The sequence below is a fragment of the Fontisubflavum oceani genome, from assembly GCF_030407165.1.
GTDB lineage: Bacteria > Pseudomonadota > Alphaproteobacteria > Rhodobacterales > Rhodobacteraceae > Rhodophyticola > Rhodophyticola oceani.
On the sequence record NZ_CP129111.1, the window covers coordinates 1159711 to 1176223 of the forward strand.

A 16513-nucleotide genomic window follows, 5' to 3' on the forward strand; every position below is an offset into this window, starting at 1 on the left:
CCCGCGTTATTGGCCGTTTGGTTCGAAAAAGAGATCGTCATAAGGGTCCTCGTAAGGGTCGAAATACTCCGGCTCGGCATCGCCTCTCAGCTCAAATCGCCGGTTCTGCAAATAGAGCAGCCGGGCCTGGGCATAGCTGTCTTCGCTTTCATATAGGATGCTATCAATGGTTCCGCCAAAGCGATGCCGGTCACCAAAGCGTGACGTCACGTTGATGCCACGCACCGTATTGGCCGCGTCAGGCTCCAACCCTCTGAGCGGGTTGAGGGCAATGTCGACCACTCGACCGACCGTGTCGCGCGATGTCGACGGGCCAAAGATGGGCAACTCGACATAAGAGCCTTCCGGTACGCCCCAAACATGGAGTGTTTCGCCGAAATCGGTCTCGCGCTCGTCGAGGCCCATGACGCTGGCGGGGTCGAAAATCCCCAAAATGCCGATCGTTGAGTTGATCACAAAGCGTGAGGTGTTGTGGATCGCATCGGCGAGGCGGAGCTGCAGAACATCGTTTACGACATAGCTCGGGTGACTCAGATTCGAGGACATCCGTCCGATCCCGACCAAAACAGGGTCTGGGACTGCTGCGCCGAGTGATGAAGCGGCTGGTCGGACCAGAGCCCGGTCGACATCGCGATTAAACTCGTGCACCGCGCGGTTTTGTGCCTCATGCGGATCATCAATCGTGGCGCCTGACGGCAAGGTAGCGGGGCCACAGGCCGACAGGGTTGCAAGAAGAAGGAGGGCGGGCCAGATAGGGGCGCGCAGTTCGGAAGAGAGCGGCAATTGACGACCTATATAGGTTTCTTGTACCCAACACGATCTCGTGCCGGTAGGGTTTGAAAAAGGTTTTGATCCTGCGATCGGCGATATTGAACGTTTTAGAGGATGTGCGTGACCATAGAGTCAAGTCTATGGACAGCGAAGAGCGACGAAGCGACACGTAATCGGAGTATTATATGGCTGCCGCGAAATCCTTGCCTGGGCAAACTGACATAGATGAACTGGCGCAACAGCGGCGGGCCAATTCGGGTCTGTTGTGGTCGATTCTCTTGTTCAGCATGTTCACCAACTTGTTGATGCTGACCGGGCCGCTTTACATGCTTCAGGTCTATGATCGCGTGCTTGGGAGCCGATCGGAAGAGACATTGCTCGCCTTGTCGCTTCTGGTGACTTTTCTGTTCGTGATGATGGGCGTGTTGGATTACGTGCGCGGTCGGGTCGCGGCGCGGGTTGGTGCCCGGCTGCAGGATGGTCTCGACTCCCGAGTGTTTGGCGCGGCTTTGACCCGTGCGCGCCGCGAGGGCGGGCCGCAAACCGGGTTGCAAGATCTAGAGGCGGTGCAACGCCTGCTCTCGACGCCCGCGTTTTTGGCGATCTTCGATATCCCTTGGACGCCGATCTTCCTGGCTGCGATCTTCATTTTCCATCCATGGCTTGGTTGGCTCGCGCTGGCGGGCGGCGCGCTCTTGATTGTGATCACCTTGATCAACCAGGCGACAACGCGCGCGCCGCTCAAAGCATCGGGGCAAGCGACGATGCGTGCCGACCGGATGGCCGGTCAATTACAGTCTGAGGCGGAACTGATCCGCAGTTTGGGGATGCAAGGTGCCGCGTTCCGCCGGTGGCGGGGGCAGCGGGAGACCGCGCTTGGTGAGTCGATCCGGTCGAGTGATCGGGTTGGCGGGTTCACAACGCTGACCAAGACGCTGCGGCTGTTCCTGCAATCCGCGATGTTGGGCTTGGGGGCGTATCTGGTGTTGCAGGCCGAGTTGACTGCAGGCGTGATGATTGCGGGCTCGATCCTGCTCGGCCGGGCCCTTGCACCAATCGAATTGGCCATCGGCCAATGGGCGATGATCCAGCGCGCCCGGGAAGGCTGGGCCAATCTGCGCACGTTGTTGGCTGACACACCGCCCGAACCGCAGCGTTTGCCGCTGCCGCGGCCAGAGGCGCGGCTCGATGTGCATCAGTTGGCGGTTGTGCCACCGGGGGAGAGCCAAGCAACACTCCGGATGGTGAGTTTCCGGGTCGAGCCAGGCCAAGCGGTCGGTGTCATCGGCCAATCGGGCGCCGGAAAATCGACCTTGGCCAAGGCGCTAACCGGGGTCTGGAGCCCGGCGGCGGGGCAAATCCGCCTCGATGGCGCGACGTTGGACCAATATGATCCGGATGTTCTTGGCTCCTTGGTCGGATATCTGCCGCAAACGGTGACGCTCTTTGACGGAACGATTGCCGAGAATATCGCGCGGCTGTCGGCGAACCCTGATCCTGACGCCGTTGTGGCTGCCGCACGGAAAGCGGCGGCGCATGACCTCATTTTGAATCAGCCCAAAGGCTATGACACCCAGGTGACGGCGGTCGGCTCACGTCTCTCCGGTGGGCAGATTCAGCGGATTGGACTTGCGCGGGCGCTTTATGGTGACCCGGTGCTCCTCGTTTTGGACGAGCCGAACTCAAATCTCGACAACGACGGGAGTGAAGCGCTGAACCAAGCCATTCGCGAGATGAAATCCGATGGCCGGTCGGTTTTGATCATGGCGCATCGCCCGGCGGCGATCCGCGAATGCGATATGTTGTTGGTGTTGGATGGCGGGATGCCGAAGGCCTTCGGGCCGCGAGACGAGGTGTTGAAGAAAACGGTGCAGAACCACGCACAAATCGCTGCTGGCGGCACTGCCGGGGAGTAAGCTGATGGCAGAGACGTCGCGCCCCGCTTGGTCCGTTCGCGCCCCAATGATTTTGGGCCTTCTGTCGCTTGTGGTCTTGGTCGGCGGGTTTGGCACATGGGCGGTGACGTCGAATATCGCTGGCGCGATCATCGCGTCAGGGCAGATTGAGGTGGATCAGAACCGCCAAGCCATTCAACATCCCGAAGGCGGGGTGGTCGCTGAATTGGCGGTTGATGAAGGTCAACAGGTAGAAGAGGGTGAGATCCTGCTGCGCCTCGACGCCTCCGATATCGCGTCGAGCTATGCGGTGGTGCGCGGTCAGTTGAACGAGGTGCGAGCCCGCCGCGCCCGCCTTGAAGCGGAGCGGGACGGCCTATCGGAGCTGCAGTTCGGCACCGACCTGCAACAGACGGCTCTCAACGATCCGGAACTGGCCGATATTCTGAGCGGACAGTTGAACCTTTTCGCGGCACGGCGCGATACGCTGGACCGCGAGATTGATCAATTGACTCGACGCACAGAGCAGATCGCCAGCCAAATTGACGGCATGATCGCGCAGCGAACTGCGCTGGAGCGGCAGCAGGGCCTCGTGGGCGAAGAATTGGTCGCGCAACAAAACCTTCTGGAGCGCGGGCTCGCACAAGCCGCCCGCGTGCTGACTTTGCAGCGGGAGGAAGCCAATCTGCTCGGCAGTCTCGGCGAGATCGATGCGAGCGCTGCTCAGGCGGAGGGGCGTATCACAGAGATCGAGTTGTCGATTCTCCAGTTGGAAACGCAGCGCCGCGAAGAGGCGATTGCCGAGTTGCGTGAGGTGCGCGTGCAAGAAGAAGAACTCGCCGAACGGGCCCGCGCCTTGGCCCGACAGCTTGATCAAATGGATTTGCGCGCGCCGGTGGCGGGTATCGTTTACGGGATGACGGTCTTTGGACCGCGCTCGGTTGTGCGTCCCGCGGACCCTGTGCTGTTTTTGGTGCCTCAGGACCGTCCATTGGTGATTTCCGCTCGGGTTGAGGCAATCCACGTGGATCAAGTCTTTGTCGGTCAAGAGGTGCTCTTGCGGTTCCCGGCCTTCGATATGCAGACCACGCCTGATCTCTATGGGCTGGTGACCCGTGTCTCGGCCGATGCTTTCGTGGATGAAGCCACAGGCGCGAGTTTCTACGAGACACAGATTGTGCTGGATGACGGTCAAATCGAGCTTCTCGGCGATGTCACTCTCTTGCCCGGCATGCCGGTGGAGGCGTTTATCCGCACGGATGATCGCACCCCAATTGCCTATTTGTTGCGCCCATTGACCGACTATTTCAACCGCGCCTTCCGCGAAAGCTGATCGGGTCTTTCCACTGCCTCCACAGGTCGGTAGCGTGCGCGCGAATATGTCCTACAGGAGAGAGTCGATGAGCAATGGGTTCGAAGCAAAACTGGCGGAACTGGGTGTGACCTTGCCCGACGCCCCTGCACCTGCGGCCAATTATGTGCCGTTTGTGGTCGTCGGCGATCTCGCCTTTGTATCGGGTCAGATTTCGATGAATGAAGATGGGTTGATCACCGGGAAAGTTGGGGTAGACCTCACCACCGAAGAGGGCGCGGCAGCGGCGAAAACCTGTGCGATAAGCCTTTTGGCGCAGGCCAAAGCCGCCTGCGGTGGAGATTTGGAGCGCTTGGTTCGGGTCGTGAAATTGACCGGCTTCGTCAATTCTGGCCCCGACTACACCGAGCAGCCAAAAGTGGTGAACGGTGCCTCTGATTTCCTGGTCGAGGCCCTCGGCGACGCGGGTCGGCACAGCCGCTCGGCGGTGAGCGCTGGCGCCTTGCCGCTTGGCGTGGCGGTGGAGATCGAAGGGATCTTCCAGATCAAGCCATGAGCCTGCCGCCAGTCTTCCTTGGGCCGCCGCTGGCCCATCGGGCGCTGCATGATGCGGCCCAAGGTGTGCCGGAAAACAGCGCCGAGGCCGTGCGCCGCGCGGTTGCGCGGGGGTATGGGATCGAGATCGATGTCCAGCCCTCCGCCGACGGCGTGGCGATGGTTTTTCATGACGAGACACTAGATCGACTGACCGAAACAACAGGACCAATTCGGGACCGGACGGTGGCCGAATTGGCCGACCTCCGCTTGGTTGGCAGCAACGCGGGCGCACCGACACTCACCGAGGTCTTGGGCATCGTCGCAGGCTGCGTGCCGCTTTTGGTTGAGATCAAGGACCAGTCGGGCGGGGTTGGAGCATCCGACGATGACATGCTGGAACGGGCGGTTGTCTCGGCCCTTGCCGGGTATGACGGGCCGGTGGCCGTGATGTCCTTCAACCCTTTCATGGTTGCGCGTGTGGCCGAGCTTGCGCCGGACCTGCCGCGTGGCCTGGTCACGTCTGGCTATCGGTCGCAGGATTGGCCGGGGATGCCGCCGGAAGTCGCGACGCATCTTCGTGAGATTCGCGATTTCGACCGAGTCGGCGCACAGTTCATCAGCCATGATCGAACTGATCTGCTCAGCCCACATGTGGCGGCTCTAAAGGCGCGGGATGTTCCGGTTCTGTGTTGGACGATCCGCTCCGCCGAGGCGGAGGCCCAAGCGCGTAAGATTGCCGACAACGTGACATTCGAAGGCTATCTGCCGCCGCTTGACGCGGTGTGATCCGGCCCCACTTGTTGAGCGTGCATCCCCAAAGGTGGCCTCATGCGCGATGACGTGCAAATCGAAGTAACCGCATTGGACAGCCTGCGCGGGGTCGACCCCGGCGCGTGGGATGCGTGCGCTTGCCCGGAAGCTGCGGATGGCGGCGCGCCGTTTGACCCGTTCACGACCTATCGGTTTCTCTCCGCTTTGGAAGAGAGTGGATCGGTGGGGCCAGGCTCAGGTTGGCAGCCGCGCTATTTGCTTGTCCGTGCCGGTGACGAGGTGATCGCCGTCGCGCCGCTCTATGCCAAGGGGCATAGCCAGGGCGAGTATATCTTCGATCACAATTGGGCCCATGCGTATGAGCGGGCGGGCGGGCAGTATTACCCAAAGCTACAGGTTGCGGTGCCGTTCACGCCGGCGACCGGGCGGCGGTTCTTGACCAAGCCGGGATGGGAGGCGATCGGACGGTCGGCCTTGGTGCAAGCGGCGGTGCAAATCGCGGCAGAAAATCAGTTGAGTTCGGTCCATATCACTTTCTGCACCGACGAAGAGGCCGCTGCCGGGGCGGAGATGGGACTCTTGCATCGGGTCAGCCAGCAATTCCATTGGACCAATCCGGGCTATGCGGATTTTGACGGGTTCCTGGCCGGGCTCAGCTCCCGCAAGCGGAAAAACATCCGCAAAGAACGCGAGACGGCACAGAGTTTTGGCGGCGAGATTGTCTCGCTGAGCGGCGATCAGCTTCAGCCGGAGCATTGGGATGCATTTTGGGAGTTTTATCAGGACACTGGGGCGCGGAAATGGGGGCAACCCTATCTGAGCCGGGCGTTTTTTGACATCGCGCAAGAAACGCTGCGCGATGATATGTTGTTGGTCCTGGCGATGCGAGATGGGCTGCCGGTCGCTGGTGCCCTGAATTTCATCGGGCGCGATGTGCTCTATGGCCGCTATTGGGGCTGCGTCGAACACCATGCCTGCCTGCATTTTGAACTGTGCTACTATCAGGCGATCGAGGCAGCGATTACACGTGGGTTGAGCCGGGTCGAGGCCGGCGCTCAAGGGCAACATAAACTCGCGCGGGGCTATATGCCGGTGACGACTCATTCCTTGCATTGGGTCGCAGATGAGGGGTTTCGGCGCGCGATCGAAGCCTATTTGGACGCGGAACGCGCAGCGGTTGATGAAGAGATAGAGGTGCTGACGGCGTATGGCCCATTCAAAACGGCCCATGTGGAGGAACAGGAATGATCAAACCGGAAAAGTTGAGCCAGGAGCAGCGTGAGACCGCCTTGCCGGAACTGACCGGCCATGGCTGGCAGATGGTTGACGGGCGGGACGCGCTTTCGAAGCGCTTCGAGTTTGCCGATTTCAACGAGGCATTCGGCTGGATGACTCGCGTGGCGATGATCGCGGAACATATGAACCATCATCCGGAATGGTCGAATGTCTATAAAACCGTCGACGTGACGCTAAGCACCCATGATGTGGGTGGCTTGAGCGCGCTAGACATCGCCATGGCCACGAAGATGGATCGGTTGGCGGGCTAGCGGAGCCGGAAAACGGGGCGTGCAACACCATCGGTGCTGCCCGCCCCAAATCGTCTTAGATTTCGGCCAGCATGGCTTCGCCGCCGGATGCCTCGCACACGCCGGGGTTTTCTTCGGCATGCAGCACTTTGACGACACCGTCTTCGACATACATCGCATAGCGCTTCGAGCGTTTGCTAAAGCCCACGGGCGGCGCGTCAAAATCCATGCCGATCGCAGTGGTCAACTCGCTGGCGGAATCGCCTAGGAGGGTGAGTCCCGCGCTGGTCGCACCGGTGCTTTCGCCCCAAGCTTCCATCACAAACGGGTCATTCACCGACACGCAGATGATCTCATCCACGCCTTTGGCGTCGAACTGATCCTTGGTGCGGATGAAGCTGGGCACATGGGCCATGGTGCAGGTGCCGGTGAAGGCGCCAGGCAGGCCAAAGAGGATCACTTTGCGCCCAGCCAGCTTGTCGGAGAGCGACACGGCCTCTGGCCCGTTTTCCCCAATCCGAAGCAGGTTTGCCTCTGGTAGTTTGTCGCCAACGGAAATTGTCATGTCGCGGTCTCCCTCGCTTGTGCTGTTCGCTCCCCCGCATATAGGGTGCGGCAGGTTTTGTGCCAGATGTAAATCGGGGAAACGGGCATGTCGCATATCGTCGTTGTCGGGGCCGGGCAGGCCGGAGCCGCCTTGGTGGCGAAGCTGCGGAGCGAAGGGTTTGGCGGGCAGATTACGCTGATTGGCGAGGAGCATGTGCCGCCCTATCAACGCCCGCCGCTCTCCAAGGCGTATCTGATGGGAGAGATGGCGCTCGAACGGCTCTATCTCAGACCTGAGAGCTACTATGCCGAGAACGGGATTGATCTGCATCTCGACGAAACGGTGAACGCGATTGACTGCGCCGACAAGGTCGTGATCGCGGGCGGGCATCAGCTCAAATACGATCAACTCGCGCTGACGACCGGGTCGGTGCCACGGCGGCTGCCGGGGTCGATTGGCGGCGAACTCAGGGGTGTTCATGTGGTGCGCACGCTGGCCGATGTGGATGCGATGGTGCCCGAGGCTCTGGAGGGCCGACGGGTGCTGATCGTCGGCGGTGGCTATATCGGGCTGGAGGCGGCGGCGGTTTGCGCCAAACGGGGAATGCAGGTCACGCTGATCGAGATGGCGGACCGGATTTTGCAGCGGGTCGCCTGCCCGGAGACGTCGGCGTATTTCCGGGATCTGCACCGGAGCCATGGCGTCGATGTTCGCGAGGGTATCGGGTTGGCGCGGCTGACTGGCGAGAGCCATGTCACCGGTGCCGTTCTCTCCGATGGCGCAGAACTGCCCTTCGACATGGTGATCGTCGGGATCGGGATCAGCCCGGCGACCAGCCTGGCCGAAGCGGCAGGGTTGGAGATCGACAACGGGATCAAAGTGAATGCTCTGGGCCAAACCTCGGACCCGTCCATTTGGTCTGCGGGCGATTGCGCCTCGTTCCCATTTCGGGGCAATCGCATCCGCCTCGAAAGTGTCCAGAACGCGATTGATCAGGCGGAACTCGTGGCGCGCAACATGATGGGCGCGGGCGAGGCGTATGATCCGCATCCCTGGTTCTGGTCAGACCAGTATGACGTGAAGCTGCAAATCGCAGGGCTGAACACCGGCTATGATCGGGTTGTTGTGCGGGGCGGAGTGCCCTTGGTGTCGCATTGGTATTACGCGGGTGAGAGATTGCTCGCCGTGGACGCGATGAATGACCCCCGCGCTTACATGGTTGGTAAGCGTTTGCTCGAGGCGGGAAAATCGCCGGCGGCGGACGTGATCGCGGATACCGAGACCGATCTGAAAACTCTGCTCCGCGCATGAGGATCATCGCCGGGGCGCATCGCGGGAAACGGCTGGCCTCGGTTGGCAAAGGGGATGCGGGCGCGCATCTCAGGCCGACCTCGGACCGGGTGCGCGAAAGCCTGTTCAACCTATTGCTGAATGGCGGCTATGGCGACCCGATCACAGACGCGCGGGTCCTGGACCTGTTCGCAGGCACCGGTGCTTTGGGGTTAGAGGCGCTGTCGCGCGGAGCCTCGCATGTGACATTCGTCGATGACGGCACGAAAGCGCGGGCGTTGCTCCGGGAGAATATCGGGCTCTGCGCGGCGCAGGGTGTGACAAAGGTGTTTCGCCGCGATGCGACCCGGCTTGGAGAGGCGCAGGGCAAGCCCTTCGACTTGGTTTTTCTCGACCCGCCCTATGGAAAGGGCCTGGGCGAGAAGGCGCTGGCCTCTGCGCAAAGCGGCGGTTGGTTGGCACCGGACGCGCTGATCATCTGGGAAGAAAACACCCCCCGGTTCTGCCGGAAGGGTGCGACTTGCTTGATCAGCGGCGCTACGGCGATACGCTGATCACTTTGGCACGGGCTATTGGCTAAGCCCGGTTGATCCGCCGTCCATTTCGGCCTCCATCAGCCGCCGGACATCAGCGACCAAGGCGGCCCCATCGAGGCCTTTCCCATCGGCCTCTTCGATCCAGGCGGCTGTGACGGTCTCACCCAAAGCACTGATCTGTGCGGTCACGTCTTCGGACATCTCGGCGATCTCGTTGCCCGCCGCCGCCATCGCGTCGCGTCCACGCAGATCACCTTCATCATGAGCGCGACCCGCCCAAGCCGAGGCCATCAGTCCAGAATTGGCGTCGATCACCGCGCGCAGATCGTCTGGCAGCCCCTCATAGACTTCCCGGTTCATCGCCCAGATGAAATAGAGGTTGTACATCGAGCGGTCACCGGCGACATCGGTATGACTGCTGGTCAACTCGTCGAGCCGGAGGGAGGGGGCCATCTCCCAGGTAATCACGCCGCCATCAACCACACCGCGCGACAGCGCTTCGGGGAAAGCGGGCACAGGCATGCCGACAGGTGTCGCGCCAAGCTGTTCCAAGAGAAGCGTTGCCGGACGGGACGGGCCGCGCAGCGAGATGCCATCGAAGTCGTCAACTTCGTCAATCGCATCGCTGCTCAGATGCACGATGCCGGGCCCGTGCATATGGGCGGCAATCACATGCACATCGGCAAAGTCATCCATCAGATGCTCTTGCGTGAAATGCCAGGCTGCACGGCTCGCTGCCTCGGCATTTTTTGGTGTCATGAAGGGCAATTCCAGCGCTTCGGCTTCGGGGAAACGCCCGGGTTGATAGCCCGGGATCACCCACCCGCCATCAATTGCGCCGTCGCGGATCAGGTCATATTGGCTCTGCGCCGAGCCACCGAGCTGCATAAACGGGTAAAGCTCGACCTGGATGCGGCCCTCGGATTGCTCTTCGATCGCTTCGGCCCAAGGCTGCATAAACCCGACGGGATTGGCCGAGAGCGGCGAGACGAAATGCTGAAACCTGAGGGTCACCTCTTGGGCTGACGGCGCGGAGGCTGCGGTAAGGGTGGTGGCGGCAAGTGCTAGGGACTTAACGAACGACATGTCGCGCCCTCCTTTTGATAGAGTCCTGACGCGCCGATTGCTTTCACAGCGGCCCGAGATAGGTAAGTGCTATCAATGATATTGCAACTCATTCGCAAGAGCGAATGGTCGCACCCGCGCCTTGTGAACCCCAACGCAATATGGGACAGTCTGAAAAAATCGAGCGTTTCACATAACCTAACAGGCCCCAGCACTGCCATGCAGGACCCCGAGAGACTTCTGTCTTCCGTCTTCGGCTTTGAAAGCTTCCGCCCCGGGCAGGAAGAGATCGTGAAGGCCGTCGCAGCCGGGCGAAACACCCTGGCCATCATGCCGACCGGCGGCGGGAAATCCCTTTGTTTCCAGCTCCCCGCGCTCATGCAAGATGGCGTGACCGTGGTCATCTCGCCGTTGATTGCCCTGATGCGAGATCAGGTGCGAGCTTTGCGGGCGGTTGGTGTTGAGGCGGGCGCGCTGACCTCTGGCAACACGCCGGATGAAACCGATGCCGTATGGGATGGGTTGGAGGCGGGGACGTTAAAGCTGCTCTATATCGCGCCAGAGCGGTTGGCGGCGTCGGGCACCGAGCGAATGCTGAAACGCGTTGGCGTTGCGATGATCGCGGTGGACGAGGCGCATTGTGTTAGCCAGTGGGGTCATGATTTTCGCCCCGATTATCTGCGCATCGGTGCTTTGCGGAAGACGCTCAATGTTCCGCTGGCGGCTTTCACCGCGACGGCGGATGCCGAGACACGTGCCGAGATTGTCGAGCGGTTGTTTGATGGCACTGCGCCGGACACCTTCCTGCGTGGCTTTGACAGGCCCAATCTCGCGCTGGCCTTTGAGGTCAAGAACAACCCGCGCCGTCAAATCCTCAGCTTTGCCGCGGCTCGGAAAGGACAATCTGGCATCGTCTATTGCGGCACCCGCGCGAAGACCGAGACGCTTGCCAAAGCGCTCCGCGAGGAAGGGCATACAGCTTGCCATTATCATGCCGGGATGGATGCTGAAGATCGCCGCATCGTCGAGACGCGGTTTTCGCGTGAAGACGGGTTGATTGTGGTCGCCACAATCGCCTTTGGCATGGGCGTGGATAAACCGGATATTCGGTGGGTCGCCCATGCGGATTTGCCGAAATCGATTGAGGGATATTATCAAGAAATTGGCCGCGCCGGGCGCGATGGGGCACCGGCCGATACGCTCACGCTGTTTGGCCCGGATGACATCCGGTTTCGTCGTCAACAGATCGACGAAGGTCTCGCGCCTTCGGAACGGAAATCGGCGGATCATGGGCGGCTCAACGCGCTTCTGGGTCTGGCCGAGGCGCTCGGGTGTCGCCGTCAGGTCTTGCTTGGGTATTTTGGCGAAGATGCGGACCCTTGTGGCAATTGCGATCTCTGTGCGACGCCGCCGGAAACCTTCGATGGCACGCAACCGGTGCGCAAAGCGCTCTCTGCGATTCTGCGCACTGGCGAGCATTTCGGTGCAGGCCATCTGATCGACATTCTGATGGGCCATGAGACAGACAAAATCCGTCAGCGTGGGCACGATCAACTGCCCACATTCGGCGTCGGGACCGAGTTTGACAAACGCGGCTGGCAGGCGGTTTTTCGGCAGATGGCGGCGCATGATTTGGTGCGGCCCGACCCGGAGCGGTTTGGCGCGCTGCGGATGACGCAAGCCGCGCGCCCGATTTTGAAAGACGAGGCGTCGATCACGCTGCGAAAAGACAGTATTGCTAAGGCGCCGCGCCGCCCCGCCGTCAAGACGCTGGTGAGTGAGGAAGATGCGCCGCTGCTCTCGGCGCTGAAAGCCAAACGCCGCGCCTTGGCGGAGGAGGCGCGCGTGCCGGCCTATGTGGTGTTCACCGACCGCACCTTGATCGAGATGGCTGAGACCCGGCCGCAAACGCTGGACGAGATGGCCCGTATTAGCGGTGTGGGCGCGAAGAAGCTGGAGAGTTTTGGCGCGGCCTTTCTGGTCGTGATAACCGGCGAGACGCCCGCACCGGCGCATCCGGCGCGTCGGAAACTGGCGGGTCGGGAAGCCGGTGCGCTCTATGACCAGCTTTTGGCCGTGCAGACGGATCTCACCCGCGGACCGGAGGGGGCCGATAAGCCGATGAGCTGTTCCTCATCGCAATTGGCAAAGGTGGCGGAGGTCAGGCCAGACGACCTCAGTGCGCTGACACGCCTTTTGGGTGACCGTCATGCGGAGCGATTTGGCGCGGCCTTTCTGGAGGTGTTGCGAGAGGCGAGCTAGACGCCCAGAACGAAGGCACTGGCGAAGAAGATCGTGCCCAGAAGAGGTTGATCAATCGCCAAATAGAGGACGAAACTTGGCTCAAGGAACCAAGGAGAATAGTCGGTCACCATGACGCCCTCGCGGTAGACAAAACTTGGGTGACTTTGACACATCTCCCCCTAAATTTCACCATGGCTCTGATAAATAGGACATGCTTATGCTCACTGTGATTTCTCCCGCCAAACGCTTGGATTGGAGCGCGCGCGATGTCGAGGTGACGACACCGGTGTTTCAATCCGATGCCGATCATCTGGCGAGCGTGGCGCGTGAGTTGAGCGTGCCGGACCTGTGCAAGCTGATGGCGATTTCCGAAGATCTGGGCAAGCTGAACCATGAACGGTTTCAACGTTTCGCTGAGGAGAAAGACGACACGCGTCCTGCGGCGCTCGCTTTCGCGGGTGACACCTATGCCGGGCTTGAGGCGGGGAGCCTTGATGCGGAAGATTTGCGTTTCGCGCAAGATCGGCTGCGCATTCTTTCGGGTCTTTATGGCTTGCTCCGTCCGCTGGATGCGATCCAGGCGTATCGCTTGGAGATGGGCAGCCGGTTGAAGACAGAAAAAGGACCGTCGCTCTATGCCTATTGGGGAGATCGTTTGGCACGGGCCTTGAACGGTGAGGCGGAGATGTTGGGCGCGGACACGCTGATCAACTGCGCCTCGGTCGAGTATTTTTCTGCCGTGGACCCGAAAGCGCTGAAACTGAGCGTGATTACGCCAAACTTCCTTGAAGACCGCCCTGGTGGCCCGAAAATCGTCAGTTTCTTTGCGAAAAAGGCGCGGGGCGCGATGGCGCGGTTCATCATCGAAAACCGGCTGACCTCGCCCGATCATCTGAGCGATTTCAGCCTCGGCGGCTATCGCTATGCCGCCGATCTCAGCACGCCGGAGAAACCGGCCTTCTTGCGCGCCGAGGCTGTCGCGGCTTGAGGGCGCTAATGGTCGGGGTGAGACTTGGCAAAGGCCTCTTTCTGTTCTGGCGTGGCGTCGGATTGATAGGCCGCCTTCCACTCGGCATAAGGCATGCCATAAACCACCTCGCGCGCGGCCTCTTTGTCGATCTCAAGACCCTTTTCGGCGGCGGCTTCGCCATACCAGCGGCTCAAACAATTCCGGCAGAAGCCTGAGAGGTTCATCAAGTCGATATTCTGCACATCCTTGCGTTCATCGAGATGTTGCAGAAGGCGGCGGAAGGTGGCGGCCTCTAGTTCGATCCGGGTTTGGTCATCCATCATGCATCCTCCATTTCATCTCATACCTGTGCAATGCGCAGTGCGGCGTCAAGAAGCGGGGCCAGACGACGGCCCCAAGCCGCTTGATCGGCCTCTGTTTCAATCAGGTCGTTGCGCACTTCAATCAACACATGTGGCCGATGCGGGCCCACGCCATGGCGGTCCATGCTGTCGCCCGGCAAATGCCCGGAATAAGGTTCATTATCGCCGACGCAGAGGTCTGGCTCGGCGTTCAACCGTGCCACCAAGGGCAACGCCAAGCGCGTGTCACCCGCATAAAGCACGCCGACATGCCAGGGACGCGGCGGGCGACCGACAAATTGTTTCGTGAAGGAGTGCACCGCCAAGACGACAGGGTCCGGGCGGGCTTGGATAAGCCGGTCGAGTGCGGTGTGATAAGGTCGGTGAAGACGGTTTAGCCGACGTTCCGCCTCAGCCGTATCGGCGTGGCGATTGGCCGGGATGATTGTGCCGTCATAGATTTTCATCAAGAGGGTGGGATCATCCTCGCCCCGGTTCGGGTCGATCACAAGGCGCGAAAAATCCGACGCGATCATCGGTGAGTCCAAGGCCTCCGCCAAGACCCGCGCCACCCCAAGCGCCCCAACATCATAGGCGATATGGCGGTTCATATCCGCTTCTGGCAGCCCCAAATCGCCCCCATTCACCTCGGAGGGAATGCGATTTGACGCATGATCGCAGGTGATCACCCACCGGCCTGGTCGGGCCTCCCCCTCGATGTGAAATGGCGCGGTCATCTCGCTATCAGTCTTGCTTGTTGAGCTATCTGTCTGCGTTGGGCGCGCGATGTGGCGGCTCTGTCGCAGAATGCCGACCCTGATGTGGTTTCGCCCGAGGGTCAACCCGCCCGTGATCGCGAGAGAGTGATGTGGCTCTGATTGCCTAACCCATCGCATTGGTTTGCGCGGCTGCCCATCTGCCCCATACAGTAATGGGAGGATCATGAATGCGGCGGATGGATGGGTCTACAACGGAATTCAACGTCCTTGCTTCGGCGGACGGTGCGCTGCGGTTCGGATCAAGGCCGCCGCTTTTAGGCCGCGATAAATGAGTGCCCGGATCGGCTTTGGCGGCGGCTGTCACTGGTGTACCGAAGCGGTGTTTCAGGCTTTGCGCGGTGTCGCGGACGTTCGGCAAGGGTTTATTGCGTCTTTGGCACCGGATGATGGGTTTTCCGAAGCCGTTATCGTCACGTTCGACCCGGCTGCTGTTTCTCTTGAGACGCTGATATCGGCTCATTTGATCACCCATGCCAGTGAGGCCGATCACAAAATGCGGGGAAAATACCGCAGTGCGATCTACACATTCGACCCAGACCAGTCGGCGCAGGCCAAAGCGATCCTGGCGCGCCTTGCCGCAGACACAGGCGCGATATTTGTCACCCGGGTGCTGCCCCATCGCGCCTTCAAAGAGTCCGACACGCGGTTCCACAATTATTACCAACGCGATCCGACGCGCCCATTCTGCCAGACCTATATCGACCCAAAGCTTGCCAAGCTCCGTCGCGTGATGGCGGCGGCGATGACGGAGCGGTCGTGATGAGTCTTTCTATGCTTCTCCTGCTCATTCTGACGGCCTTGCTGGCTATTCCTGGTTGAGCAAGACGATCAGGTGGGATACGGCACATCCTTTGGTGAAACGCATCTGACATCGGAGCACCGCGCAAGGCACCGGCGGCTTGCCGGAGCGTTTTTTCAGGTCCAGGCGATGCCTGTTTCAGAACAAATCTATAAGCTCGTCTCTCCGAGGTATCGGGGATATCGCGCCATATCCGCTCACTGTTTGGGCCGCCACGAGTGCGGCGCGCCGGGCGGCTACTTCCGCGATGCCGGTTTCGAGGAAATAGGCGAGGAACGCGCCCGCAAAACTGTCACCCGCCCCCGTAGAATCGACCGGTGACGAGGAGCCGGGCGCGATGCAGATAGGGCCGCCACCTTCCTCCAAGATCGCGCCAGAGGCGCCGCGTTTCAGGAGGACGATCTTTGCCCCCTGCGCCCGGAATTGCGCGATTAACGCCTCCGGGTCTTGCAGGCCTGTCAAAACCTCGGCTTCGTCATCGCTTGGCATGACAATATCGGCAAGCGGCAAGAAGGCGTCGATTGCCGCCCGTGCGTCATCGAGAGACCAGAGGTTCAATCGAAGGTTTGTGTCATAAGAAACAAGCGTGTCATGTGCGCGGGCAATCTCGGCAGCGCGGGTCACGGCGGTGCGCATGCTCGGGCTGATCGCCTGGCTCAGCGCGGTGACATGTAAGATCTTCGCCTCGGCTATCGCCGCTTCGGGAAGATCATCTGGTCCATAAAGGCTCGCGGCTGACCCACGGCGGGCGTACCAAAACTCCCGCCCGGAGGCGTGTGGACGCACGAAGTAGACACCCGTTGGCGCATCTGGATGGGTGGTTACATGGCGGTCATCAATCCCTTCATCCGCCCATAGCTTGCGCAGGCCCTGACCAAACGGATCATCGCCGACCGCACTCAAGTACCCGACGGACGCGCCTTGGCGCGCAGCGGCGACGAGCGCATTCGATGTGTCACCCCCAAACCCCTGCCGGTAAAGCGGTGACGCATCTTTGTCGGAGGGTTGCGCAACAAATTCGGCAAGGGGTTCGCCGAGCGCAAGAATGTCTACAGGCACCTAAGTCTCCTCCGGCTTTGTGTTTGGTTCGCGATGCCGAACACATCGCGCTACGCTGTAGCATGATGTTA

16 protein-coding genes and 1 pseudogene are annotated in these 16513 nt (G+C 60.8%); 11 read left to right on the forward strand and 6 right to left on the reverse strand.

Annotation, left to right across the window (positions count from 1 at the left end; translation table 11 throughout):
* Positions 1 to 6: 6 nt before the first annotated feature.
* A complete protein-coding gene (locus QTA57_RS05875) occupies positions 7 to 648 on the reverse strand; it encodes an MlaA family lipoprotein (protein WP_290154800.1) in 642 nt (213 codons plus the stop codon).
* 308 nt (positions 649 to 956) lie between these two features.
* Here QTA57_RS05875 and QTA57_RS05880 point away from each other — a divergent pair, with 308 nt between their 5' ends.
* The 6 genes from QTA57_RS05880 to QTA57_RS05905 all read left to right on the forward strand — a co-directional run bounded on the left by QTA57_RS05880 (position 957) and on the right by QTA57_RS05905 (position 6833).
* The gene (locus QTA57_RS05880; RefSeq protein WP_290154094.1) at positions 957 to 2687 is read left to right on the forward strand and encodes a type I secretion system permease/ATPase; all 1731 of its coding nucleotides are present in this window, start codon (positions 957 to 959) and stop codon (positions 2685 to 2687) included.
* Between the two features lie 4 nt (positions 2688 to 2691).
* A complete protein-coding gene (locus QTA57_RS05885) occupies positions 2692 to 3999 on the forward strand; it encodes an HlyD family type I secretion periplasmic adaptor subunit (protein ID WP_290154095.1) in 1308 nt (435 codons plus the stop codon).
* A gap of 67 nt (positions 4000 to 4066) precedes the next feature.
* On the forward strand, positions 4067 to 4534 hold the full coding sequence (locus tag QTA57_RS05890) for a RidA family protein (RefSeq protein ID WP_145214226.1): 468 nt from the start codon (positions 4067 to 4069) through the stop codon (positions 4532 to 4534).
* The gene (locus QTA57_RS05895) at positions 4531 to 5301 is read left to right on the forward strand and encodes a glycerophosphodiester phosphodiesterase family protein (RefSeq protein ID WP_290154096.1); all 771 of its coding nucleotides are present in this window, start codon (positions 4531 to 4533) and stop codon (positions 5299 to 5301) included. The genes QTA57_RS05890 and QTA57_RS05895 overlap by 4 nt, the downstream gene beginning before the upstream one ends.
* A gap of 42 nt (positions 5302 to 5343) precedes the next feature.
* A complete protein-coding gene (locus QTA57_RS05900) occupies positions 5344 to 6534 on the forward strand; it encodes a GNAT family N-acetyltransferase (protein WP_290154097.1) in 1191 nt (396 codons plus the stop codon).
* Positions 6531 to 6833 carry a 4a-hydroxytetrahydrobiopterin dehydratase gene (locus tag QTA57_RS05905; RefSeq protein WP_290154098.1) on the forward strand — a complete coding sequence of 101 codons (303 nt, stop codon included), beginning with the start codon at positions 6531 to 6533 and terminating at the stop codon, positions 6831 to 6833. Before QTA57_RS05900 ends, QTA57_RS05905 begins: the two co-directional genes overlap by 4 nt.
* 55 nt (positions 6834 to 6888) lie before the next feature.
* Here the strand turns inward: QTA57_RS05905 and QTA57_RS05910 are convergent, their stop codons facing one another.
* A complete protein-coding gene (locus tag QTA57_RS05910; protein WP_145214238.1) occupies positions 6889 to 7377 on the reverse strand; it encodes a peroxiredoxin in 489 nt (162 codons plus the stop codon).
* An 87-nt stretch (positions 7378 to 7464) separates the two neighbouring features.
* On the opposite strand from QTA57_RS05910, the gene QTA57_RS05915 reads away from it, so the two are divergent.
* Both QTA57_RS05915 and rsmD read left to right on the forward strand, forming a co-directional pair.
* Positions 7465 to 8670, forward strand: coding sequence for an NAD(P)/FAD-dependent oxidoreductase (locus tag QTA57_RS05915; RefSeq protein ID WP_290154099.1), 1206 nt, complete (start codon positions 7465 to 7467; stop codon positions 8668 to 8670).
* A pseudogene (gene rsmD / locus QTA57_RS05920) lies at positions 8667 to 9229 on the forward strand (16S rRNA (guanine(966)-N(2))-methyltransferase RsmD). Before QTA57_RS05915 ends, rsmD begins: the two are co-directional and overlap by 4 nt.
* On the opposite strand, the gene QTA57_RS05925 reads toward rsmD, so the two are convergent.
* The gene (locus tag QTA57_RS05925) at positions 9219 to 10271 is read right to left on the reverse strand and encodes a TRAP transporter substrate-binding protein (RefSeq protein WP_290154100.1); all 1053 of its coding nucleotides are present in this window, start codon (positions 10269 to 10271) and stop codon (positions 9219 to 9221) included. The pseudogene rsmD and the gene QTA57_RS05925 overlap by 11 nt on opposite strands.
* Before the next feature lie 198 nt (positions 10272 to 10469).
* Between QTA57_RS05925 and recQ the strand changes: the two genes are divergently transcribed.
* Positions 10470 to 12512: a DNA helicase RecQ gene (recQ, locus tag QTA57_RS05930; protein ID WP_290154101.1), complete on the forward strand. Its 2043-nt coding sequence runs from the start codon at positions 10470 to 10472 to the stop codon at positions 12510 to 12512.
* A gap of 199 nt (positions 12513 to 12711) precedes the next feature.
* Positions 12712 to 13482: a peroxide stress protein YaaA gene (gene yaaA, locus QTA57_RS05935; protein ID WP_290154802.1), complete on the forward strand. Its 771-nt coding sequence runs from the start codon at positions 12712 to 12714 to the stop codon at positions 13480 to 13482.
* Positions 13483 to 13487: 5 nt separating this feature from the next.
* Here yaaA and QTA57_RS05940 read toward each other — a convergent pair whose 3' ends face one another.
* Complete coding sequence (locus QTA57_RS05940; RefSeq protein WP_290154102.1) at positions 13488 to 13784, reverse strand: DUF1244 domain-containing protein; 297 nt, start codon at positions 13782 to 13784, stop codon at positions 13488 to 13490.
* A 20-nt stretch (positions 13785 to 13804) separates the two neighbouring features.
* Complete coding sequence (locus tag QTA57_RS05945; RefSeq protein ID WP_290154103.1) at positions 13805 to 14542, reverse strand: N-formylglutamate amidohydrolase; 738 nt, start codon at positions 14540 to 14542, stop codon at positions 13805 to 13807.
* A 310-nt stretch (positions 14543 to 14852) separates the two neighbouring features.
* Here QTA57_RS05945 and QTA57_RS05950 point away from each other — a divergent pair, with 310 nt between their 5' ends.
* Complete coding sequence (locus QTA57_RS05950) at positions 14853 to 15344, forward strand: peptide-methionine (S)-S-oxide reductase (RefSeq protein ID WP_290154104.1); 492 nt, start codon at positions 14853 to 14855, stop codon at positions 15342 to 15344.
* Positions 15345 to 15521: 177 nt separating this feature from the next.
* Here the strand turns inward: QTA57_RS05950 and QTA57_RS05955 are convergent, their stop codons facing one another.
* Entirely contained in the window at positions 15522 to 16442 is a 921-nt protein-coding gene (locus QTA57_RS05955) for a sugar kinase (protein WP_290154105.1), read from the reverse strand.
* Positions 16443 to 16513: the final 71 nt, after the last annotated feature.